Source organism: Sodalis sp. RH22 (genome assembly GCF_047324165.1).
In the GTDB taxonomy this organism is placed as follows: domain Bacteria; phylum Pseudomonadota; class Gammaproteobacteria; order Enterobacterales; family Enterobacteriaceae; genus Acerihabitans.
The window spans coordinates 2,078,913-2,101,519 of sequence record NZ_CP178731.1 but is presented as its reverse complement, the minus strand read 5'-3'; the positions used below and the strand labels follow the sequence as shown (position 1 = coordinate 2,101,519).

The window sequence follows — 22,607 nt, the reverse complement described above, 5'->3', positions numbered from 1 at the left end:
AAGACACCTTCGGGTGTCTTTTTTTATGCCTGGACGTCAGCGGCGGTGAAAAAAGCGCCGCCGGTTGCGCCAGGGCAAATGCGCGCTTGCGCGCAGCCTGGCGCGCCCGGCTGTTAAGGCTATCTTATTGTCCTGAAGCGGCATCGCCTTATCGCATACCCCTGATGGCGGCGACCGATGGCATGGACAATACTCGGCGTCACTGTCATGTCGCCAGGATGGCACGCCGATGATTGCCGGACCCTATTACTGATGCCGTTATCCGTTAACCATATGGCGTTTTGCGCCATAGCCGGCATAGTGCCCTTGGGCTTTTTACCCGTATTGCCGGCCCCCACCGCGCTGCATGGCGTTGCGCTGGCCGCCTGGGCCTTGCTCTTATTTCCCGCTCCAGGGTGCCGTTTAGCGGCGGTATTTCTGGCCGCGTTCGCCTGGAGCGGTTTTTGCGCCATACAATTACTGGAGCAGACGGCGCTATTATCCCAACCCAGGGCTATCGTGCGCGCCCATATCGTCAGTATCCATCATGGGCATAACCCGCGCGCGGGCGCGGTGATTAAAATAACCCAGGCCGGGGGCAAACGGGTGTTTCCGCCGGTCCATGCCGCCATCAGCTGGGCGTCGCTGCCGGAGCGCTGGTGCGCCGGGCAGCAGTGGAAAATGATGCTGAAGCTGCGCCCCCAGCATAGCCGGCTCAATCAGGGCGGTTTTGACAGCCAGCGCTGGGCCGTCGCCAATCATCAACCGCTGGTGGGCCGGGTCGTCAAAGCCAAAGTGGAAGACGCCCGCTGCGGCTTGCGGCAAAGGCTTATCGACAACGCCGCCGCCCGGTTCGCCGATCTGCGCTGGCCGTCCATTTTACTGGCGCTGGGGTTTGGCGAAAGCCGGGGCATGCCGGAGGATCTACGCCTGCTGTTACAGCAAACCGGCACCGCACATCTGATGGCCATATCCGGCCTGCATATTTCACTGGCGGCCCTGTTTGGCTGGCTGCTGGCGCGCGGCGGCCAGTTTGTCCTGCCCGGGCGCTGGGTCGGCCCGGTGATGCCGCTGGCGATCGGCTGGCTGGCCGCGGCGGGGTATGTATGGATTTCCGGCGTGAATTTTCCGGCCATCCGCGCGCTGCTGGCGCTGACGCTATGGCTCCTGCTGCGTATGCGCGGCGTGTGCTGCGGGGCCTGGCAGGTTTGGCTGTGGTGCGTGGCGCTGATAGTGGTTACCGACCCGCTTAGCGTGCTGTCAAGCAGCCTGTGGCTGTCATGCCTGGCGGTGGCGGCTCTGATTTTCTGGTTTCAGTGGGCGCCGCTGCCGGCGCGTTTCCAGTCCGGGCTGCGCTGGGCCTGGCTGCGCTGGATACATTTGCAGGCCGGCATGACCCTGTTGCTGCTGCCGCTGCAATGGGGATTATTCCACGGCGTTAATCCGCTGTCGCTGCCTGCCAACCTGTGGGCGGTGCCGCTGGTGTCGTTTATCACCACGCCCCTGATCCTGGCGGCAATCTGCCTGGGCATGCTGCCGCCGCTGAGCCGTCTGCTGTGGTATCTGGCCGACCAATCGCTGACGCTGGTCTTTATGCCGCTGGCGCCGCTACAGCGTGGGTGGCGGGATTTGCCGGAAACCGGCATCCTGTGGAGCATCGGCGGCTGGCTGGCGGTGATTATCTGGCGTTTCGGCTGGTGGCGCACCTATCGACTCAATATGCTGGTGCTCGGCGCGCTGCTGCTGGCGCCGCGCGACAGGGCGGATCGGCCTCGCTGGCGGTTGGATATGCTGGACGTCGGCCACGGGCTGGCGGTGGTGGTGGAGCGCCATGGTAAAGCGCTGATATATGATACCGGCGCCGGCTGGCGCGGCGGCGATATCGGCAAAGCGGAAATCCTGCCTTATCTGGCCTGGCGCGGCCTGTCGCCGGAAGGTATTTACCTCAGCCACAGCCATCAGGATCATATCGGCGGGCTCGGCACCCTCAAACGGGCGTTCCCGGGGGTGCCGGTCGCCAGCTCTTACCGCGGCAATGGCCATCTTCCCTGCGTCGTGGGACAGCGCTGGCAATGGCAGGGACTGACGTTCAGCGTCCTGTGGCCGCCGGCGCAGGTTAAAAAAGCCGGCAATGATGATTCCTGCGTGATCAAAATAGAGGACGGCGCGTTCAGCGTGCTGTTAACCGGCGATATCGAGGCGCCGGCCGAGCGGGCCTTGCTCAGGACCGCCCGCGGCCGGCTGCGCGCCGATATTCTCCAGATTCCCCACCACGGCAGCAAAACCTCGTCCACCCGGGCCTTTTTACGCGCGGTGCGTCCAGCGGCGGCGCTGGCGTCGGCGGCGCGCTTTAATCCCTGGCGCCTGCCCGCGCCGCTCATCAGGGAGCGTTACCGGCAGGAAGGCATCGCCTGGCATGATACCGCCCGCTCAGGTCAGGTCAGTATTCATTTTTATGACAATAATTGGGTGATAAAAGGATATCGGGAGCAAATTATGCCACGTTGGTATCACCAGTGGTTTGGCGTCCACGCCGATAATGAGTAGAATGGTCGGCTATTTAGACTCAGCGCTGGTTAAATGCATGCTTAATGATAAAGATCTCTCCACCTGGCAGACGTTCCGTCGCCTATGGCCGATGATCTCCCCTTTTAAGGCGGGCCTGATAGTCTCTGCCATCGCCCTGATACTGAATGCCGCCAGCGATACCCTGATGCTGTCATTACTCAAGCCGTTGCTGGACGACGGGTTCGGCAAAAGCGACAACAGCATCCTGGTGTGGATGCCGCTGGCCGTTATCGGCCTGATGGTGGTGCGCGGTTCAACCGGTTTTGTTTCCAGTTATTGTGTATCCTGGGTATCCGGCAAAGTCGTGATGCAAATGCGCCGCCGGCTGTTCAGCCATATGATGGGCATGCCCGTGTCCTTTTTCGATCAGCAATCCACCGGTACCCTGCTGTCGCGCATTACCTATGATTCGGAACAGGTGGCCTCCTCGTCATCCAGCGCGCTGATTACCGTTATCCGCGAAACCGCCTCGATTATCGGCCTGTTTATCATGATGTTCTATTACAGCTGGCAACTGTCGCTGATCCTGGTGGTTATCGCCCCCATTGTTTCCATTGCCATCCGCCAGGTGTCGAAACGCTTTCGCAATATCAGCAAAAATATGCAGAACACCATGGGGCAGGTCACCACCAGCGCCGAGCAGATGCTGAAAGGCCATAAGGAAGTATTGATTTTCGGCGGCCAAAAGGTCGAGAACGAACGTTTCAACCATGTCAGCAACCGCATGCGCCAGCAGGGCATGAAAATGGTTTCCGCCTCGTCGGTCTCCGACCCGGTGATCCAGTTTATCGCCTCACTGGCACTGGCGTTTGTCCTGTATGCCGCCAGTTTCCCGAGCGTGATGCAAAACCTGACCGCCGGCACCATTACCGTGGTGTTCTCATCCATGATTGCGCTGATGCGCCCGCTGAAATCGCTCACTAACGTTAATTCCCAGTTCCAACGGGGCATGGCCGCTTGCCAGACCCTGTTTGCCATCCTGGATATGGAGCAGGAGAAGGATGAGGGTACGCTGGAGATCGAGCGCGCCGAAGGCCATGTTGAATTCCGCGACGTCACTTTTTATTACCCCGGCAAGGAAACACCCTCCCTTGAACATATCAGCCTGACCATCCCCGCGGGCAAAACGGTGGCGCTGGTCGGGCGTTCCGGATCCGGCAAATCCACCATCGCCAACCTCCTGACGCGGTTTTACGATGTCCAGGAGGGCGCGGTGTTGCTGGACGGACATGACCTGCGGGAATACAAGCTGTCATCGCTGCGCGATCAGGTGGCGCTGGTCTCGCAAAATGTGCATTTATTTAACGATACCATCGCCAATAATATTGCCTATGCCCGCAAGGACCGGTTTTCGCGCGAGGAAATCGAGAATGCGGCCCGCATGGCGTACGCCATGGATTTTATCGCCAAAATGGATAAGGGCCTGGATACGGTCATCGGTGAAAACGGCGTGCTGCTGTCCGGCGGACAGCGGCAGCGCATCGCCATTGCCCGCGCGTTGCTGCGTGATTGCCCGATCCTGATCCTTGACGAGGCCACCTCGGCGCTGGACACCGAATCGGAGCGCGCCATCCAGAAGGCGCTGGACGCGCTGCAAAAAAACCGCACCTCGCTGGTGATTGCCCATCGGCTGTCGACCATCGAAAAAGCCGATGAGATCCTGGTGGTGGAAAACGGCCGTATCGTGGAGCGCGGTTCGCATCAGGACCTGCTGGCGCAGAAGGGCGCGTATGCCCAACTGCACCGGATGCAGTTCGGCAATGATTGATCGCATCTGGTTCGGCGGGTCGAAACTGTATTGGCTGCTGCTGCCGTTATCCTGGCTATACGGCCTGGTCAGCGCGCTGATAAAGCTGGGCTATCGCCTGGGATGGCGTAAAACCTACCGCTTCCCGGTGCCGGTGGTGGTGGTGGGCAACCTGACCGCCGGCGGCAACGGCAAAACACCCGTGGTGTTGTGGCTGGTGGAGCATTTGCAGCGGCGCGGCTGGCGGGTCGGCGTGGTATCCCGCGGCTACGGCGGGCGGGCCGACAGCTACCCGCTGCTGCTGGACGACAATACCACCAGCCGACAGGCGGGGGATGAGCCGGTGTTGATTTTCCAGCGCACCGCCGCCGCGGTGGCGGTGGCGCCTAAGCGCGCGGACGCGGTGGCGGCCTTGTTGGCCGGACGGCCGCTGGATGTGATTATCACCGATGACGGCCTGCAGCATTATGCGCTGGCGCGGGACATCGAATGGGTCGTGGTGGATGGCGTCAGGCGTTTTGGCAACGGCTGGTGGCTGCCGGCGGGCCCCATGCGCGAGCGGGCCGGCCGGTTGAAACGCGTCGACGCCGTGATTGTCAACGGGGGCGAGGCGTTGCCGGGTGAGATTCCCATGCGCCTGGTGCCGGGCGACGCGGTCAATTTGGCCAGCGGTGAAACCCGGCCTGCCGGGCAACTGCGCTCGGTCGTGGCGATGGCGGGCATCGGGCATCCGCCGCGGTTTTTCGCCACCCTGCGCGCCCTTGGCGTGGTCACCGAAGGTGAAATTGCCTTCGGCGATCATCAGGCTTATCGCCTGGAGCAATTGGCGCCGCTGGCCTTGCCGCACCAGACGCTGTTGATGACGGAAAAAGACGCGGTGAAATGCCGCGCTTTCGCCCAGGCCAACTGGTGGTATCTGCCGGTAAGCGCCCAGTTGCCGGAGCGGGACGCGCAGGCGCTGCTGGCGCCTATTGAGCGGGCGATTATCGCCTCGCGGCAAAAGCGCTAGCGTCAATCACGCCGGAACCGGGCGGGCTGATAAGGGGGCGTTTTTTTGGCGGCGAAAAAACAATCGGCCCGGTCATCAGGGATGATCGGGCCGAGAGAGCGATGTTATTTTTTGCTTAGCGGCTAAAATTAGCAAACAAAGCAATTATTTTATTTAATTTTTTCATGGCAGGTTTGTCTCTTATATGTCTAAAGTGTGATGTAGCTCACAAAAAATATTACGCCGTTCCTGTGCCTGGATCAACCCTATTTTGCAAAAATGTTAATAGCCTGCGTCAATCGTTGTGACGTCAATTACAGCTAATCGCCGTAACCATTCCCGCCCGCCGCCGCATTATGCTATTCTCTGGGCCATCGACGCATCGCAGGGTGTGTATGCTGGAGGAAACATGGATCACCGTTTATTGGAAATCGTGGCGTGCCCGGTATGTAACGGCAAGCTGTATTTTAATAAAGAAAAACAGGAACTCATCTGTAAATCGGATGCCCTGGCCTATCCGGTCCGGGACGGTATACCGGTATTATTGGAGAGCGAGGCCCGCGCCCTGACATTGGACGAGACAAATCAATGAGTTTCGTGGCTATCATTCCCGCGCGGTTCGCCTCCAGCCGCCTGCCGGGCAAACCCCTGGCGGATATTAACGGCAAGCCGATGGTGGTGCATGTCATGGAGCGCGCGCAGGAATCCGGCGCGGACCGGGTTATCGTGGCGACCGATCACGCCGGCGTGGTGGATGCCGTCCGCCAGGCGGGCGGCGAGGTTTGCATGACCCGCCCCGATCATCACTCCGGTACCGAACGCCTGGCGGAAGTGATCGACCGCTATCAATTTCCCGATGACCAGATCGTCGTCAATGTGCAAGGCGACGAGCCGCTCATCCCGCCGGTCATTATCCGCCAGGTGGCTGATAATTTGGCCCATTGCCAGGCAGGCATGGCCACGCTTGCGGTGCCCATCACCACCGCCGAGGAAGCCTTTAATCCGAACGCGGTCAAAGTGGTGATGGATGCCCAGGGTTTCGCGCTGTATTTTTCCCGCGCCGCCATCCCCTGGGAACGTGAACGTTTCACCGTTTCCCGGGCGACCATCGGCGACACCTTTTTGCGTCATATCGGCATCTATGGCTATCGCGCCGGTTTTATCCGCCGTTATGTGGGCTGGCAACCAAGCCAGCTGGAGCAGATTGAGATGCTCGAGCAATTGCGGGTACTGTGGTATGGCGAAAAGATTCATGTCGCGGTGGCGAAAGAGGTGCCGGGCATCGGCGTCGATACGCCGGAAGAGCTGCTGCGCGTGCGCGAACTGATGCGCCATAACCGCTGATATTCCGCTAAATCTTGATCTGAAACGAAGAAGTTTGCCGGTGAAGCCAGCATGATGGCCCGTGTTTGTTATTCACACGTTTGTCCATTATATAAAGGTTGAGTCTGTCATGGAACAGTTGAAAGCTGAGCTAAGCGCAGTATTGGGGGAATCCCTGAGCCGTCTGGAGCGGATCAGCGAACAGCCTTATGCGCATCTTTATGCTATGTATGATAAGGAAGGACATCCGCTTTCATTGCTGGCAAAAAGCTATATCTGCCAAGGCATCGCACAGCAGGAGGCGTACAAGCTTTCCATGCTGGCCCGCGAGGGCGAAGTGCGGTTGCCCACGGTCTACGGGCTGGTGGTAACCCAGCAGGCGCCGTATAAGGAACTGCTGCTGATGGAACGCCTGCGCGGGGTCTCGGCGGAAGCCCCAACCCGTACGCCGCAGCGCTGGGAGCTGCTGAAAGATCAGATTGTCGAAAGCATGCTGGCCTGGCACCGTATCGACAGCCATGGCTACGTCGGCACGGTGGACAGCACGCAGGAAAATACCTGGCCCAACTGGTATGCGCAACGTATCGAAGTGATTTGGTCGACGCTGCTGAAAGTCTCCGCGCCTCTGCTGACCTATGAAGACCGCAACCTGTTGTTCCGCACCCGCCAGAGCCGTGAAAAACTGTTTGCCGATTATCAGGAAAACAGCGTGCTGGTGCACGGCAACCTCACGCTGCGCAGCATGCTCAAGGACCAGCGCACCGATCAACTGCTCGCCATGCTCAATCCCGGCACCATGCTGTGGGCGCCGCGCGAGTACGATTTGTTCCGCCTGTGCGAGGACGGCATGGCGAACGAGCTGCTCTACCATTACCTGAGCAAGGCGCCGGTGTCGGAGGCGTTCCTCTACCGGCGCTGGCTATACGGTATCTGGGAAGCGGCGGCGCGCTATATCCACACCGGGTTGCTCGACCGCGCGGTATTCGACCTGGCCGGTCGCGAACTCGTCCCCTGGCTTGATTAAACGGACGTGCGCCGGCGATAGCGCCCGCCTTGCGCGGCGCTATCGCCCCGGTACGGCGGCATCAATCAGGATGCCGGCGCGTCGCTGTCGCCGGTTATTTTTTGCCAGGCGCGTCCCAGGGTTTCATACCAGGCGCGGTCGGCATGCCCCAGCCATAGGGGCGACGGCAGCACCTTTTCCCACGGGTTTAACGGACTGTCGATCGCCAGCTGGTTGGCCGGGGCAGGGATGGGGGTCAGCCCCCGGGCCCGGAAAAACCCCATGGCGCGTGGCATATGGTTGGCAGACGTGACCAGCAAAAACGGCGCCTTGCCCACCAGGGCGGCTACGCTTGCCGCTTCCTGGCGGGTGTCGCGCGGCGCCTCCAGCACGATAATATCTCCCGCCGGCACCCCAAGGCTTTGCGCCACCCTTGACGCCGTTTCGGCGCTGCTGACGGGATTGCCCGGCGCCGCCGCGCCGGTAAATACCATTTTGGCGCCGGGATGGTCATGATAAAGACGAATTCCTTCGGCCACCCGCGGCAGGCTGTTGTTAATCAGGTTGGAACTGGGCGCCCATAAGGGATTAAAGGTGTATCCGCCGCCCAGCACCACCACGTAGGCGATACTCGGCTGGCGCCCGTGATAGGTGGGGTATGCCGCCTCCAGCGGCGCCAGCAGGCTGTCGGCCACCGGTTGCAGGCTCAGCAGCAATAAAACCGACCAGCCCAGGGTCACCAGACCCTTACCGGTCCGCTGCCAGCGCGTGAACCACAGCAGCAATAGCCCTGCGCCCATGAGCAAAATCAGCAGCGGCAGCGGCAACAATAACCCGCCGACGATTTTTTTAAGGTCAAAAAGCATCGGAAAACGCTCCAATTGGATGAAATGTAGTCAACCAGGCGCAATCCGGCGCCATAAAGATTCATTCTAAGTCAGCCTGTGACAAAATAGTCAATTCACGGCGGGTTTATGGTAAAAACGCCTTTCCCGTCCGTCGTGCCCGGAGCATTGATTATGCAGGACCGCAATTTTGACGATATTGCTGAAAAATTTGCGCGCAATATTTACGGCACCACCAAAGGGCATATCCGCCAGGCGGTGGTCTGGCAGGATTTAGAAGGATTGCTGACGCGGCTGCCCGCCCGCCCGCTGTATATCCTCGATGCCGGCGGCGGCGAGGGCCGTATGGCCTGCCAGCTGGCGGCCCTGGGGCACCGGGTGCTGCTGTGCGATCTGTCGTCCGGCATGATTGAGCGGGCGCGGCAAGCGGCGCAGGAGCGGTCTGTGATGGATCACATGCAATTTGTGCAAAGCGCCGCGCAGGATATCGCGCCCCATTTGGAAAGGCCGGCCGATCTGATATTGTTGCATGCGGTATTGGAATGGGTAAGCGAGCCGCGCGCGTTATTGCAAGGGCTGTATGATTGCCTGGCGCCGGGTGGCGCTCTGTCATTAATGTTTTACAATAAGCACGGTCTGGTCATGCGTAATATGATCCTGGGCAATATTGAATTTGTCGCCGCCGGGATGCCGAAACGAAAAAAACGCTCCCTGATGCCGGACCATCCCTGCGATCCTGAACAGGTGTTCGGCTGGCTGACCGCCATGGGCATGACGCTCAGCGGCAAAAGCGGTGTGCGGGTGTTTCATGACTATCTGCAAAACAAGCAGCAGCAACAGGATGATTTTCCGGCCTTATTGGCGATGGAACAACGGTATTGCCGGCAGGAACCCTTTATCAGCATGGGGCGCTACATCCACGTCATGGCGCATAAACCCTCCCTGAAGGATGAATTATGAGTGAATTTTCCCAGACTGTACCGGAACTGGTCGCCTGGGCCCGGAAAAATGACTTCTCGCTCTCGCTGCCCATCGAGCGGCTGGCGTTTGTGCTGGCCATCGCTACGCTTAACAGCGAACGCATGGACGGTGAAATGAGCGAAGTCGATCTGGTGGACGCCTTTCGTCACGTCAGCCAGGGGTTTGCGCAGACCAACGAAACGGTGGCGGTGCGCGCCAACAACGCCATCAACGATCTGGTGCGCCAGCGCCTGCTCAACCGCTTTGTCAGCGAGCTGGCGGACGGCAACGCCATCTATCGCCTCACGCCGCTGGGTATCGGCATCAGCGACTACTATATTCGCCAGCGTGAATTTTCCACGCTGCGGTTATCGGTGCAGCTCTCCATTGTCGCCCAGGAATTGCAGCGTGCGGCCGAGGCGGCGGAAGAGGACGGCGATGAGTTCCACTGGCACCGCAACGTATTTGCCCCGCTGAAGTATTCGGTGGCGGAAATTTTCGACAGCATCGACATGACCCAGCGCATCATGGACGAACAGCAGCAGTCGGTGAAGGACGACATCGCGGCGCTGCTCAACCAGGACTGGCGCGCCGCCATCGCCAGCTGCGAGCAGCTGCTGTCGGAAACCTCCGGTACCCTGCGGGAACTCCAGGATACCCTTGAGGCGGCGGGGGATAAGCTGCAGGCCAACCTGCTGCGCATCCAGGACACGATCCTCGGCCATCAGCATCTGGCCTTTCTCGACAAGCTGGTCTTTGATCTGCAAAACAAGCTGGACCGGATTACCAGTTGGGGACAGCAGGCGATAGATCTGTGGATCGGCTACGATCGCCACGTGCACCGTTTTATCCGCACCGCCATCGATATGGATAAAAACCGGGTCTTCGCCCAGCGGCTGCGCCAGTCGGTACAGAACTATTTCGACCATCCCTGGGCGCTGACCTACGCCAACGCCGACCGTCTGCTGGACATGCGCGACGAGGAACTGGCGCTGCGCAGCGAAGAGGTGACCGGCGAACTGCCGCCGGACATGGAATATGAAGAATTCAACGAGATCCGCGAGCAGCTGACCGCCATGATCGACCAGGCGCTGGCGCAGTACCCGCAGCAGCATCTGCCGCTGGATCTCGGCCAGGTTATGCGTGATTACCTGGCCCGTTTCCCGCGCGCGCGCCATTTCGACGTCGCGCGTATTTTAGTTGATCAGGCAGTACGTCTGGGTGTCGCCGGATCAGACTTTTCCGGATTACCGCCGCAGTGGCAGGCAATCAACGATTACGGTGCTAAGGTACAGGCCCATGTCATCGATAAGTATTGAAGAAACCATGCCGGTCAAGCTGGCAAAAGCCCTGTCGAATCCCCTGTTTCCGGCTCTCGACAGCCTGTTGCGCTCCGGCCGCCATATCGGCGTCGAGGAGTTGGACAACCACGCGTTCCTGATGGATTTCCAGGAGGAGCTCGAGAGCTTTTACCGCCGCTACAATGTGGAACTGGTGCGCGCGCCGGAAGGCTTTTTTTACCTGCGCCCGCGTTCCACCACGCTGATTCCGCGCTCGGTTCTGTCCGAGCTGGATATGATGGTGGGTAAAATCCTGTGTTATCTCTATCTCAGCCCCGAGCGCCTGGCCCATGAAGGGATTTTTACCCAGCAGGAGCTTTACGACGAACTGCTTGGCCTGGCGGACGAAAACAAACTGCTTAAGCTTGTCAACCAGCGTTCCACCGGCTCCGATCTCGACCGGCAGAAGCTGCAGGAAAAGGTGCGCACGTCGCTTAACCGCCTGCGCCGTCTGGGCATGGTGTGGTTTATGGGCAACGACGCCTCGAAATTTCGCATTACCGAGTCGGTGTTTCGCTTCGGCGCCGATGTACGCAGCGGCGATGACGCGCGCGAGGCGCAGCTGCGCATGATCCGCGACGGGGAGGCGATGCCCATTGAACAGGCCTTATCGCTAAATGACGAGCAGGACGACGACAATGGCAATCTTAATGACGGATCGTCGGAAAGCGCCGAGGATGAACTGGCATGATTGAACGTGGTAAATTTCGCTCACTGACATTGGTTAACTGGAACGGTTTTTTCGCCCGTACCTTTGATTTGGACGGGTTGGTGACCACCCTGTCCGGCGGCAACGGCGCGGGCAAGTCCACCACCATGGCGGCTTTTATCACCGCCCTGATCCCGGACCTGACGCTGCTCCATTTCCGTAATACCACCGAAGCCGGCGCCACGAGCGGTTCCCGCGACAAGGGGCTGCACGGCAAGCTGCGCGCCGGCGTCTGCTACGCCGCGCTGGATGTGATTAACTCCCGCCATCAGCGGGTGCTGGTGGGCGTACGGTTGCAGCAAATCGCCGGGCGCGATCGCAAAGTCGATATCAAACCCTTTATGATCCAGGGGCTGCCGGTCGCGGTTATGCCTACGGAAATCCTGACCCAGGCGGTAGGGGATCGCCAGGCGCGGGTCTTGAGCCTGCAGGAACTCAAGGAGCGGGTGGAGGAAACCGAAGGCGTACAGTTCAAGGTGTTCAATTCCATTACCGACTATCACGCCCAAATGTTTGATTTAGGCGTTATTCCGCGCCGTCTGCGCTCGGCCGCCGATCGCAGCAAATATTACCGCCTGATTGAAGCCTCGCTGTACGGCGGTATCTCCAGCGCCATCACCCGCTCGCTGCGCGACTATCTGTTGCCGGAGAACGGCGGGGTGCGCAAAGCGTTCCAGGATATGGAAGCGGCGCTGCGCGAAAACCGCATGACGCTTGAAGCGATACGCGTTACCCAGTCCGATCGCGACCTGTTTAAGCACCTGATTTCGCAAGCCACATCCTACGTGGCGGCCGACTACATGCGCCATGCCAACGAGCGGCGCATCCATCTTGACCAGGCGCTGAGCCTGCGGCGCGATCTGCTCGGCAGCCGCAAATCGCTGGCGGTGGAACAATACCGCCATGTGGACATGGCGCGCGAACTGGAAGAAACCACCGGTAGCGAATCGGATCTGGAAACCGACTACCAGGCGGCCAGCGACCATTTAAACCTGGTGCAGACCGCCATGCGCCAGCAGGATAAAATCAGCCGCTATCGTGATGATATCGACGAGCTGACCTTCCGGCTGGAAGAGCAAAACGAGGTGGTGGCCGAGGCCCAGGACCTGCATCAGGACCATGAGGCGCGCGCTGAGGCCGCCGAACTGGAAGTCGATGAGCTGAAAAGCCAGCTGGCGGATTACCAGCAGGCGCTGGACGTGCAGCAAACGCGCGCCATCCAGTATCAACAGGCGTTGCAGGCGCTGGACCGCGCCCGCGAACTTTGCGGCCTGCCCGGACTTAGCGCCGTGGACGCCGAGCGGGAGCTTGACGTCTTCCAGGCGCGGGAGCAGGAAGCCACCGACGTTCTGCTCGGGCTGGAACAAAAACTGAGCGTGGCCCAGGCGGCGCACGGCCAGTTCGAACATGCCTTTAAACTGGTGACGCAAATCGCCGGGCAGGTGGCGAGGAGCGAAGCCTGGCAAACCGCCCGCGAGCTGCTGCGCGATGCGGCGTCGCTCACGCATCAGGCCGAGCGGCTGCAGCCGTTGCGCAGCCAGCTTGATGAACTGGAGCAGCGTCTGCGCGAGCAGCAGGAAGCCCAGCGCCTGCTGACGGAATTCGGTAAACGTATCGGCGCCGATTACCAGCCGGACGAGCTGGAAGCGGCGCAGCAGGAGCTGGAAGCGCGGGTGGAAACCCTGTCGCTCAGCGTATCCGAGGCGGGGGAGCGGCGTATGGCATTACGCCAGGAGCTCGATCAGATCCTGCAGCGGCTGCAGTTGCTGACGCAACGCGCGCCGGCCTGGCTGGCGGCGCAGGATGCGTTGACCGCGCTTGAGGAACAAAGCGGCGAGCGGCTTGAGAACGGCTCGCACGTCACCGAATATATGCAGCAACTGCTGGAGCGCGAGCGCGAAACCACCGTGGAGCGCGACGAGGTGGCGGGGCGCAAACGCGCGCTTGAAGACCAGATCGAGCGGCTAAGCCATCCGGGGGGCGGCGAGGATCCGCGTCTGGCCACCCTGGCGGAACGTTTTGGCGGCGTGCTGTTATCGGAAATCTATGATGATGTCACCTTTGACGACGCGCCTTATTTCTCCGCGCTGTATGGACCCTCGCGCCACGCTATCGTGGTTCCCGACCTGTCGCGCATCCGCGATCAGCTTGACGGCCTGGACGAATGTCCCGACGATCTCTACCTGATCGAGGGTGACCCGCAGTCGTTCGACGATAGCGTATTCGGTATCGAGGAGCTGGAAAGGGCGGTCCTGGTGAAGGTGGCCGATCGCCAGTGGCGGTATTCCCGTTTTCCGGCGGTGCCGCTGTTCGGCCGGGCGGCGCGCGAGAAACGCCTGGAAATCCTTAACGAAGAGCGCGACGCGCTGGCGGAACGGTACGCCACCCTGTCGTTTGACGTGCAGAAAATCCAGCGTTTGCACCAGGCGTTCGGTCGTTTTGTCGGCACCCATCTGGCGGTGGCGTTTGAAGACGATCCCGAGGCCGAGATCCGCCGCCTGGGTGGCCGGCGCGGCGAGCTGGAACGCCTGCTCAGCGATCATGAGGGCCAGAACCAGCAGCAGCGCCAGCAATATGAACAGGCGCGCGAGGGGCTTGGCCTGTTGAACCGACTGATCCCGCGCATCAGCCTGCTGGGCGACGAGACGCTGGCCGATCGTCTCGACACCGTGCGCGAAGAGTGGGAAGACGCCCAGGACGCGGTGCGTTATTTGCAGCGCCACCGCGATGCGCTGGATCAGCTGGAGCCGCTGCTTGCGGTATTGCAAAGCGACCCCGAGCAGCACGAGCAGCTGCAGGCGGATTACCAGCAGGCGCAGCAGGCGCAGCGCCAGGCTAAGCAGCAGGCGTTCGCCCTGACCGAGGTGGTGCAGCGCCGCGCCCATTTCAGCTATTCCGATTCCGCCGGCATGCTGACGGAAAACTCGGATCTGAACGACAAGCTGCGCCAGCGCCTGGAGCAGGCGGAGGCCGAGCGCAGCCGGGCGCGCGACGCCTTGCGCCAGCATCAGGCGCAGTTGACCCAGCTAAACCAGGTGCTGGCCTCGCTGAAAAGCGCCTACGACGCCAAACGGGATATGTTTGCCGAGCTGACGCAGGAACTGCAGGATATCGGCGTACAGGCCGATGCCAGCGCCGAAGCCCGCGCCAAGGAGCGCCGCGATCAATTGCACGCCGCCCTGAGCCAGAACCGCAGCCGGCGCAACCAGTTGGAGAAACAGCTGACCTTCTGCGAAACGGAGATGGACGCCCTGCGCAAAAAACTGACCAAGCTGGAGCGCGATTATCATCAGATGCGCGAACAGGTGGTGACCGCCAAGGCCGGTTGGTGCGCGGTTATGCGCCTGGTGCGGGATAACGGCGTCGAACGCCGGCTGCACCGGCGCGAACTGGCCTACCTGGAGGCGGAAGAACTGCGCTCCATGTCCGACAAGGCGTTGGGCGCCCTGCGCCTGGCGGTGGCGGATAACGAGCATCTGCGCGATGTGCTGCGGCTGTCGGAAGATCCCAAACGGCCGGAGCGGAAAATCCAGTTCTTTATCGCGGTTTACCAGCATCTGCGCGAACGTATCCGCCAGGATATCATCCGTACCGACGATCCGGTCGACGCCATTGAACAAATGGAAATTGAACTGAGCCGGTTGACCGAGGAATTGACGGCCCGCGAACAGAAACTGGCCATCAGTTCCAAGAGCGTATCGAACATTATTCGCAAAACCATCCAGCGCGAGCAGAACCGCATCCGCATGCTCAACCAGGGATTGCAGGCGGTCAGCTTCGGCCAGGTGAAGAGCGTGCGGCTGAATGTGAACGTGCGCGAAGCCCACGCCACGCTGCTTGATGTGCTGAGCGAGCAGCAGGAGCAGCATCAGGATTTGTTCAGCAGCAACCGGCTGACTTTCTCCGAGGCGCTGGCGAAGTTGTATCAGCGTTTGAATCCGCATATCGATATGGGGCAGCGCACGCCGCAGACCATCGGCGAGGAATTGCTGGACTACCGCAACTATCTGGAAATGGAAGTGGAGGTCAACCGCGGCGCCGACGGCTGGCTGCGCGCGGAGAGCGGGGCGCTGTCCACCGGCGAGGCCATCGGTACTGGTATGTCGATCCTGGTGATGGTGGTGCAGAGTTGGGAAGAAGAGTCCAGCCGCCTGCGCGGTAAGGATATTTCCCCCTGCCGCCTGTTATTCCTTGATGAGGCGGCGCGTCTTGACGCCAAATCCATCGCCACGCTGTTTGAGCTGTGCGACCGGTTGCAGATGCAGCTGATTATCGCCGCGCCGGAAAATATCAGCCCGGAAAAAGGCACCACGTATAAACTGGTACGTAAGGTATTCAATAATCAGGAACATGTGCATGTGGTGGGCTTGCGTGGGTTTGGCGGGGATATTCCGCCGGTGCCGGCGGTCGTTGCGGCGCAGGAAACCTCCTGAGGTGCTGGCCAGCTCTCCCTGTAACACGCCTGCTTTAAGTTCAGCGTTAGCGGGCCTACCGTGCCATGGGGCGCTCGGTCGGGCGGGAAAAGCACGCCCGATTCGACCCCATTGGCACGCTCTCCCTGTAACACGCCTGCTTTAAGTTCAGCGTTAGCGGGCCTGGCCTGCCATGGGGCGCTCGGTCGGGCGGGAAAAGCACGCCCGATTCGACCCCATTGGCACGCTCTCCCTGTAACACGCCTGCTTTAAGTTCAGCGTTAGCGGGCCTGGCCTGCCATGGGGCGCTCGGTCGGGCGGGAAAAGCACGCCCGATTTGACCCCATCGGCATACTCTCCCTTGAACACGCCGGGTTTAGGGCGGTTTTTTTATGCCGCGCCGGGGTAAACAGGCGCACCGGAGAAACGATTACACATTAAGCCGCATACAGACAGCGCAGAGTTGGCTTTCTGCTTATATACTAAGGTAAAGTTGAGTGTAAATAATAAGACGATAATAATTAACAATTCTGCATACAGGGGACATGGGATGTTACTCACCAATTATGTGTTATGGCGACGTGGGCTTCTCGCTTGCCTGCTGGCATCAAGCCTGATCCCGCTGGCCGTCCGCGCTCAGGTGGCCACCGCCCCCATCATGCCGGATACCAAGACGTTGGGCCACAGTCCGTCCGCATTGGCGGCGGTGCTGCCCGCCGGCGTCAAGCCCTATTATTCCGCTGAGCTTAACGCGCTTTATGCCGCCCGGCATAACCAGCCCATGTGGCAGGATCGCGATGCCATCCAGCAATTCCAGCAGCAACTGGCCGAACTGGCGCTATCCGGCGTCCAGCCGCAATTTATCTCCTGGGCGCAATGGCTGACCAATCCCGATATCAGTCCTATGGCGCGCGACGTCATCTTGTCCGACGCCATGCTCGGCTACCTGCAATTTGTCACCGGGGTGGAGCAAAACGGCGAGGTCTGGCTTTACAACAACAAGCCGTATCGCCTGGCGCCGCCGCCGGTACTGGCGGTCGAGCACTGGCAGCACGCGATTAAAGACGGCGGCATCACGCGCTTTATAGCCGGCCTGGCGCCGCAGCACCCGCAATATCCCAAGATGCACCAAGCGTTGAAAACCATGCTGACGGATAATCATCCCTGGCCCCAGCTCAATGGCAATGAAAGCCTGCGCCCCGGGCAGCTAAGCGATGATATCCCGGCGCTGCGCGAAATCCTGCACCGTAGCGGCATGATATTGCCGGCGTCGGCCACCCCGCTGCCCACCGCCGATAATATGCCGGCGGATGTGCGCACCACCCCTCCGGTGACGGATGGGCAGCAGTCGGTGGTGGTCAGCCCGGCGGCCGATTCCCTGGCGCCGTCCGCTTCGACGTCCGATCCGGCCGTGGTGGCGACGGTCGACCCGCAGGATAAGGCCTATACTCCCGATCTGGTGGAGGCGGTAAAACGCTTCCAGAGCTGGCAAGGGCTGACGGCCGACGGCGTTATCGGCCGCCAGACACGGGATTGGCTGAACGTGTCGCCGCAAACGCGGGTGACGCTGCTGGCATTGAACATACAGCGCCTGCGGCTGTTGAATAACCGTATCAATACCGGTATCCAGGTTAATATCCCCAATTTTTCGCTGGTGTATTATCAGCAGGGCGCCCAGGTGCTTTCATCGCGGGTGATTGTCGGCCGGCCAAGCCGCAAAACCCCGCTGATGCGCAGCGCGCTCAGCAGCGTGGTGCTGAACCCGCCCTGGAATGTCCCCACCTCGCTGGTGCGGCAAGATATCGTCCCCAAGGCGATGCGCGATCCCGGTTACCTGCAGCGCAACGGTTTTACCGTTCTGTCGGGCTGGAGCAGCGACGCCGAGGCCATCGATCCCGGCACCCTGGACTGGGGCATGATTTCCCCTGCCCATTTCCCGTTCCGGCTGCGCCAGAATCCGGGCGCCAACAACGCGCTGGGGCGGTATAAGTTTAATATGCCCAGTTCGGACGCCATCTATCTGCACGATACGCCCAACCATAATCTGTTCCTTAGCGATATGCGCGCGCTCAGCTCGGGCTGCGTGCGGGTCAACAAGGCGTCCGACCTGGCCAATATGCTGCTGCAGGACGCCGGCTGGGGCGATACGCGGGTCAGCGCCACGCTCAAGGAAGGCAATACCACCTATGTGCCGATACGCCACCAAATTCCAGTGAATCTGTTTTATCTTACCGCCTGGGTGGCTGATGACGGCAAACCACAATTTCGTACAGATATTTACAATTATGATTCCGCGATAAAAGTAGGGGCCAAAAGCCTGGCCAATGCGCAGCGGCTGCTGCAATAACCTGCTGAACGAATGAGAATTATTTACGGCCGGAGCGATAACGCGCCGGCCGCCTATTCTGTGAACCTTTGCAAACCTTGACAAAGCGTTGGTTGACTGCACCAATAACTGCGGTTATGGTTCCCGACGGTGCGCTTATGTGCAATACGTTCGTTTCCTTATGCCGATTGGTTATTTCGCTCATGGATCATATAAATCATCACCGCCGCAAACTCTTGACGTTAAGCTGTGCCGCAATGGGTGTCGCCTTGCTGCCCAGTACCTCCTTTGCCATGCTTTCTACGCCCAGGCCCCGTATTCTCTCGCTGAATAACCTGAACACCGGAGAAACATTAAAAACCGAATTCTTTAACGGTAAAGGGTATAATGCCTCGGAATTGTCGCGCCTTAATCATTTTTTCCGTGATTACCGCGCCAATAAAGTGACGAGTATCGATCCGCGCTTGTTTGATCATATCTACCGCCTGCAAATGATGCTCGATACCAACAAACCGGTACAATTGATTTCAGGTTACCGTTCGGTGGACACCAACAACGAACTGCGCGCGCACAGTTCCGGGGTGGCCAAGCACAGCTACCATACGCTGGGGAAAGCGATGGATTTCCATATCCAGGGCGTGCAGCTGAGCAACATCCGCAAGGCGGCCATGAAAATGCGCATGGGCGGGGTAGGCTATTATCCCAGCAGTAACTTCGTCCATATCGATACCGGTCCGGTTAGAGCCTGGTGAGCCTGTTATCGCCGGGCCCCGGGTAGCGGCGGCAGGCGAAAACAGAGAGTAATGAAGTATGATGAAATACCATATTGTCCCGGTTACCGCCTTCAGCCAGAATTGTTCGCTGATATGGTGTGACAAAACCGGCGAAGCGGCGCTGGTCGATCCCGGCGGCGACGCGGCCAGGCTTATCGCGGCGGTGGCGGAAAAACCGGTTGCGATAAAACAAATTCTGCTGACCCATGGCCATCTGGACCATGTCGGCGCCGCCGCCGAGCTTGCGGCCCATTATGGCGTGCCCATTGTCGGCCCGCAGCGCGAAGATCTTTTTTTACTGGCGGGGCTGCCGGAGCAAAGCCGCATGTTCGGCCTGGATGACTGCCGGCCCCTGACGCCGGATCGCTGGCTGGAAGAGGGCGACGAGGTCCTGGTCGGCGAAGAGCGTTTCGCCATCCTGCACTGCCCGGGCCACACTCCCGGACATATCGTATTTTATAACGCCGCCGCGCATTTTATCCTGATGGGCGATGTGCTGTTTTACGGCGGGGTTGGCCGCAGCGATTTTCCGCGCGGCAATCATCAGGATTTAATCAATTCTATTCGCACCAAACTCCTGCCCCTGGGCGACGATATCGATTTTCTGCCCGGCCATGGACCTATGTCCACCCTTGGCCATGAACGCCTAACCAATCCTTTCCTGCGATAAAAAAAACCGCCGGTTAAGGCGGTTCAGACTGTTGACGGACCCGCCTCCTGCTTATTCTTAATCAATGAGCAGGAGGCCGGTGCTTTCGCTGCCACCGGGACAATCCGGCGTCCAGGCGACGCGACATCCGCCACCCCCGCCGCCAAAACCGCGCCCGGTCAACAGACATCACCCCGCCGGCAAACCTTGCCGATGCCCGTAAACGCGCACGTTATACGATTGCACGCCGTTAAAGCACCGCCACGATGGCTTCGCATAATTGCGCCATATTCCCGGTGGTCATGCCCGCCACATTTACCCGGCCAGAGTTCACCGCATACACGCCGAACTCGCTGCGCAGCCGCAATACCTGATCTTTGGTCAGGCCGCTGAACGAGAACATGCCGTTTTGCGCATTGATAAACTCGAAATCCTGCTGCGCGCCTTTTTCCCGCAGGGTATTGACGAACAGCTGGCGCATGCGCCGTATACGCTGGCGCATTTCGGTCAGTTCCTGCTCCCACAGCGCCTTCAGCGCCTCGTTGCCTAGAATGGTGGCGACAATCGCGGCGCCGTGGGCCGGCGGATTGGAATAATTGGCGCGAATACAGGATTTTAGCTGGCTGAAGATCTTGTCGGCGGTGTCGGCATCGGCGCCGACCAGGGTGCAGGCGCCAACGCGCTCATTATACAGACCGAAATTTTTGGAATACGAACTGGCGATAATCATTTCCGCATGGTTCTCGGCAAAGATACGCAGGCCCTGCGCATCTTCTTCCAGCCCATGGGCAAACCCCTGATAGGCGAAATCAAATAACGGCAGCCAGCCTTTGCTCCGCGACAGCTCGGCCAGGGTACGCCATTGCGCCTCTGTCGGGTCGATACCGGTGGGGTTATGGCAGCAGCCGTGGAATAACACGACGTCGCCGGCCTGGGCCTGCTCAAGGCTTGCCAGCATGCCGGCGAAGTTAAGCTGGTGGCTGACGGCGTCGTAATAATCGTAGTCGGCGGTTTCAATACCGGCGGCGGCGAAGATATTTTTATGGTTCGGCCAGGTGGGGGTGCTGATCCAGACGCGCCGGGTCGTGGTATTACTGGCCAGGAAATCCGCGGCGACGCGAAGCCCGCCGGTGCCGCCGGGCGTTTGCGCCGTGCGGGCGCGGTTGGCGCTGATAATCGCGCTGCCGGTGCCGAACAGCAGCGTTTGGGTACAGCGGGCGAACGCCGGCAAGCCGTCGATACCGAGATAATTTTTGGTGACTTCGTTTTCCAGCAGCAATTGTTCGGCTTTTTTGACGCTGGTGAGCACCGGTGTCTGGCCGGTTTCATCTTTGTACACGCCGATGCCTAGGTTGATTTTATTGGGCCGATCGTCGGCACGGAAAACGTCCAGCAAACCAAGGATAGGATCGGCGGCGGCCAGGGGGATAGTTTCAAACATTATGAAGGGTTCCAGAAGGTAACTAAAGGTGAGCGTAGAGTGTTATCAGGTTACCGCCAGAAACGTGCTTTGCCAACAGGCTGGGGAAAAAAACGCTGTGACGGCGCAAGGGAATTTACCGGAAAAGGGCACAGGGACGGCATTGGCGGAAAAAAACAAAAAAAAAGCGGGGCAGCCACCCCGCTTCTTTATCTTGACCTGCAGTTATGATGCGCTGCAAGGACGTCCGTGTCGGCTTAGAACTGGTAAACCAGGCCCAGTGCGACGGTGTCGTCGGTACCCATGCCCAGCTTGTTGTTGTCATCAACTTTATTGATGATGTAGTCAACATAGGTGGACATGTTTTTGTTGAAGTAGTAGGTAGCGCCAACTTCGTAGTATTTCAGGATATCAGTGTCGCCGATGCCTTCAACGTCTTTCGCTTTGGACTGGCCGTAAGCGATGGACGGACGCAGACCGAAGTCAAACTGATACTGGGCAACCAGCAGGATGTCCTGGGTTTTATTGGCAAAGCCATCAACACCGGTGGTCACGCCGCCAGTGGTAACCGGCGCGGTGATACGGGTTGCGTTGCGGGTTTCGCCGTAGGTGGCGGCCAGGTAAATATTGTTAGCGTCATATTTAACCGACGTTGCCCATTGTTCGGCACGGTCGCCCTGGCCAATCGGCGAGGCATTCTGCGTTTCGGTACGATCGGAGGAAGCATAAGCGCCTACGATGCCTAAGCCGATAGGAGAAACGTATGATACGGAACCGCCGTAGCCGTCGCCGTTAGCGCGGCCGAAATCAGAGCCGGTACGGTCGTTTTTGCCCTGGTACTGCAAGGCAAAATCCAGGCCGTCGGCCAGGCCGAAGAAATTGGTGTTGCGGTAAGTGGCAACGCCGGTGGTACGGCCAACAAAGAAGTTATCGGAGTAGGCGGTATCACCGCCGAACTCCGGCAGCATATCGGTCCAGCCCAGAGCGTCGTACACTACGCCGTAGTTACGGCCGTAATCGAATGAACCGTAGTCACCGAATTTCAAGCCGGCAAAGCCCAGACGGGTTTTATTGCCGTCTTGCGCGTCGGAGCCGCCTTCAGTGTGGTTGGCGTTAAACTGGTATTCCCACTGGCCGTAACCGGTCAGTTGGTCGTTAATCTGGGTTTCGCCTTTAAAGCCGAGACGCGCATAGGTCTGATCGCCGTCGCCCGCAAAGCTATTGTCGTTGGAATTAGAGAAGTAATGCAGGCCGACAGCTTTACCGTACAAATCCAGTTTGTTACCGTCTTTATTATAAACTTCGGCCGCATTAGCCGCGCCAGCAGCCAACAAGGCCGGAATTACCACTGCAAGAAGATTGCGCTTCATCATTATTACTACCCTCATTGGTGTTATTCGGACACCTGCCACTGCCGCTAACATTTCTAGATGAAACATTATTGAGAGTTTGGTGTCTTCCTGTGTCTGCACGCAGTGTTCCATTCGTGGACCTGTTAATCCACATGGAAAATGCTACAAAGGTCGCAATGATGTTTCAGCGGGAAACCGTGTGTTACAAGATGT

17 protein-coding genes are annotated in these 22,607 nt (G+C 59.5%); 14 read left to right on the top strand and 3 right to left on the bottom strand.

Going from position 1 to position 22,607, the window contains the following annotated elements; genetic code table 11:
• Window positions 1-252 precede the first annotated feature (252 nt).
• The 6 genes from ACL2XN_RS09550 to ACL2XN_RS09525 all read left to right on the top strand — a co-directional run bounded on the left by ACL2XN_RS09550 (window position 253) and on the right by ACL2XN_RS09525 (window position 7,629).
• Window positions 253-2,526 carry a ComEC family protein gene (locus tag ACL2XN_RS09550; RefSeq protein WP_413728814.1) on the top strand — a complete coding sequence of 758 codons (2,274 nt, stop codon included), beginning with the start codon at window positions 253-255 and terminating at the stop codon, window positions 2,524-2,526.
• 37 nt (window positions 2,527-2,563) lie between these two features.
• Window positions 2,564-4,315, top strand: coding sequence for a lipid A ABC transporter ATP-binding protein/permease MsbA (gene msbA, locus ACL2XN_RS09545; protein WP_410015900.1), 1,752 nt, complete (start codon window positions 2,564-2,566; stop codon window positions 4,313-4,315).
• Complete coding sequence (lpxK, locus tag ACL2XN_RS09540) at window positions 4,308-5,303, top strand: tetraacyldisaccharide 4'-kinase (RefSeq protein WP_413730716.1); 996 nt, start codon at window positions 4,308-4,310, stop codon at window positions 5,301-5,303. Before msbA ends, lpxK begins: the two co-directional genes overlap by 8 nt.
• A gap of 388 nt (window positions 5,304-5,691) precedes the next feature.
• Window positions 5,692-5,874: a Trm112 family protein gene (locus ACL2XN_RS09535; RefSeq protein WP_162365646.1), complete on the top strand. Its 183-nt coding sequence runs from the start codon at window positions 5,692-5,694 to the stop codon at window positions 5,872-5,874.
• Entirely contained in the window at window positions 5,871-6,626 is a 756-nt protein-coding gene (gene kdsB / locus ACL2XN_RS09530; protein WP_410015898.1) for a 3-deoxy-manno-octulosonate cytidylyltransferase, read from the top strand. The genes ACL2XN_RS09535 and kdsB overlap by 4 nt, the downstream gene beginning before the upstream one ends.
• Before the next feature lie 109 nt (window positions 6,627-6,735).
• The gene (locus tag ACL2XN_RS09525) at window positions 6,736-7,629 is read left to right on the top strand and encodes a YcbJ family phosphotransferase (RefSeq protein ID WP_410015897.1); all 894 of its coding nucleotides are present in this window, start codon (window positions 6,736-6,738) and stop codon (window positions 7,627-7,629) included.
• Between the two features lie 65 nt (window positions 7,630-7,694).
• Here the strand turns inward: ACL2XN_RS09525 and elyC are convergent, their stop codons facing one another.
• Complete coding sequence (gene elyC, locus ACL2XN_RS09520) at window positions 7,695-8,474, bottom strand: envelope biogenesis factor ElyC (RefSeq protein ID WP_413730715.1); 780 nt, start codon at window positions 8,472-8,474, stop codon at window positions 7,695-7,697.
• A gap of 153 nt (window positions 8,475-8,627) precedes the next feature.
• Here elyC and cmoM point away from each other — a divergent pair, with 153 nt between their 5' ends.
• The 7 genes from cmoM to ACL2XN_RS09485 all read left to right on the top strand — a co-directional run bounded on the left by cmoM (window position 8,628) and on the right by ACL2XN_RS09485 (window position 19,643).
• Window positions 8,628-9,413 carry a tRNA uridine 5-oxyacetic acid(34) methyltransferase CmoM gene (cmoM, locus tag ACL2XN_RS09515; protein ID WP_410015895.1) on the top strand — a complete coding sequence of 262 codons (786 nt, stop codon included), beginning with the start codon at window positions 8,628-8,630 and terminating at the stop codon, window positions 9,411-9,413.
• Window positions 9,410-10,732 (top strand): chromosome partition protein MukF, encoded by a 1,323-nt coding sequence (gene mukF / locus ACL2XN_RS09510; protein WP_410015894.1) that lies wholly within the window; start codon window positions 9,410-9,412, stop codon window positions 10,730-10,732. Before cmoM ends, mukF begins: the two co-directional genes overlap by 4 nt.
• Entirely contained in the window at window positions 10,713-11,444 is a 732-nt protein-coding gene (gene mukE, locus ACL2XN_RS09505) for a chromosome partition protein MukE (RefSeq protein ID WP_410015893.1), read from the top strand. Before mukF ends, mukE begins: the two co-directional genes overlap by 20 nt.
• Complete coding sequence (gene mukB / locus ACL2XN_RS09500) at window positions 11,441-15,895, top strand: chromosome partition protein MukB (protein WP_413728734.1); 4,455 nt, start codon at window positions 11,441-11,443, stop codon at window positions 15,893-15,895. Before mukE ends, mukB begins: the two co-directional genes overlap by 4 nt.
• Window positions 15,896-16,424: 529 nt before the next feature.
• A complete protein-coding gene (gene ldtD / locus ACL2XN_RS09495; RefSeq protein ID WP_413728733.1) occupies window positions 16,425-18,221 on the top strand; it encodes a L,D-transpeptidase in 1,797 nt (598 codons plus the stop codon).
• A gap of 182 nt (window positions 18,222-18,403) precedes the next feature.
• Complete coding sequence (locus ACL2XN_RS09490; RefSeq protein WP_410015890.1) at window positions 18,404-18,952, top strand: DUF882 domain-containing protein; 549 nt, start codon at window positions 18,404-18,406, stop codon at window positions 18,950-18,952.
• A gap of 61 nt (window positions 18,953-19,013) precedes the next feature.
• Complete coding sequence (locus ACL2XN_RS09485) at window positions 19,014-19,643, top strand: MBL fold metallo-hydrolase (RefSeq protein ID WP_413728813.1); 630 nt, start codon at window positions 19,014-19,016, stop codon at window positions 19,641-19,643.
• 229 nt (window positions 19,644-19,872) lie between these two features.
• Here the strand turns inward: ACL2XN_RS09485 and ACL2XN_RS09480 are convergent, their stop codons facing one another.
• A complete protein-coding gene (locus tag ACL2XN_RS09480; RefSeq protein WP_413728732.1) occupies window positions 19,873-21,063 on the bottom strand; it encodes an amino acid aminotransferase in 1,191 nt (396 codons plus the stop codon).
• A 39-nt stretch (window positions 21,064-21,102) separates the two neighbouring features.
• On the opposite strand from ACL2XN_RS09480, the gene ACL2XN_RS09475 reads away from it, so the two are divergent.
• Window positions 21,103-21,273: a hypothetical protein gene (locus tag ACL2XN_RS09475; RefSeq protein ID WP_413730714.1), complete on the top strand. Its 171-nt coding sequence runs from the start codon at window positions 21,103-21,105 to the stop codon at window positions 21,271-21,273.
• A gap of 26 nt (window positions 21,274-21,299) precedes the next feature.
• Here ACL2XN_RS09475 and ompF read toward each other — a convergent pair whose 3' ends face one another.
• Entirely contained in the window at window positions 21,300-22,415 is a 1,116-nt protein-coding gene (ompF, locus tag ACL2XN_RS09470; RefSeq protein ID WP_413722395.1) for a porin OmpF, read from the bottom strand.
• Window positions 22,416-22,607: the final 192 nt, after the last annotated feature.

What these genes read in the sequence shown, in the direction of transcription:
- msbA (WP_410015900.1), top strand. Translation starts at nt 2,564, where the DNA reads ATGCTTAATGATAAAGATCTCTCCACCTGGCAGACGTTCCGTCGCCTA.
- ACL2XN_RS09490 (WP_410015890.1), top strand. Translation starts at nt 18,404, where the DNA reads ATGGATCATATAAATCATCACCGCCGCAAACTCTTGACGTTAAGCTGT.
- ACL2XN_RS09485 (WP_413728813.1), top strand. Translation starts at nt 19,014, where the DNA reads ATGAAATACCATATTGTCCCGGTTACCGCCTTCAGCCAGAATTGTTCG.
- ldtD (WP_413728733.1), top strand. Translation starts at nt 16,425, where the DNA reads ATGTTACTCACCAATTATGTGTTATGGCGACGTGGGCTTCTCGCTTGC.
- ACL2XN_RS09480 (WP_413728732.1), bottom strand. Translation starts at nt 21,063, where the DNA reads ATGTTTGAAACTATCCCCCTGGCCGCCGCCGATCCTATCCTTGGTTTG.
- ACL2XN_RS09525 (WP_410015897.1), top strand. Translation starts at nt 6,736, where the DNA reads ATGGAACAGTTGAAAGCTGAGCTAAGCGCAGTATTGGGGGAATCCCTG.
- elyC (WP_413730715.1), bottom strand. Translation starts at nt 8,474, where the DNA reads ATGCTTTTTGACCTTAAAAAAATCGTCGGCGGGTTATTGTTGCCGCTG.
- kdsB (WP_410015898.1), top strand. Translation starts at nt 5,871, where the DNA reads ATGAGTTTCGTGGCTATCATTCCCGCGCGGTTCGCCTCCAGCCGCCTG.
- ACL2XN_RS09550 (WP_413728814.1), top strand. Translation starts at nt 253, where the DNA reads ATGCCGTTATCCGTTAACCATATGGCGTTTTGCGCCATAGCCGGCATA.
- mukE (WP_410015893.1), top strand. Translation starts at nt 10,713, where the DNA reads ATGTCATCGATAAGTATTGAAGAAACCATGCCGGTCAAGCTGGCAAAA.
- mukF (WP_410015894.1), top strand. Translation starts at nt 9,410, where the DNA reads ATGAGTGAATTTTCCCAGACTGTACCGGAACTGGTCGCCTGGGCCCGG.
- ompF (WP_413722395.1), bottom strand. Translation starts at nt 22,415, where the DNA reads ATGATGAAGCGCAATCTTCTTGCAGTGGTAATTCCGGCCTTGTTGGCT.
- lpxK (WP_413730716.1), top strand. Translation starts at nt 4,308, where the DNA reads ATGATTGATCGCATCTGGTTCGGCGGGTCGAAACTGTATTGGCTGCTG.
- cmoM (WP_410015895.1), top strand. Translation starts at nt 8,628, where the DNA reads ATGCAGGACCGCAATTTTGACGATATTGCTGAAAAATTTGCGCGCAAT.
- mukB (WP_413728734.1), top strand. Translation starts at nt 11,441, where the DNA reads ATGATTGAACGTGGTAAATTTCGCTCACTGACATTGGTTAACTGGAAC.
- ACL2XN_RS09535 (WP_162365646.1), top strand. Translation starts at nt 5,692, where the DNA reads ATGGATCACCGTTTATTGGAAATCGTGGCGTGCCCGGTATGTAACGGC.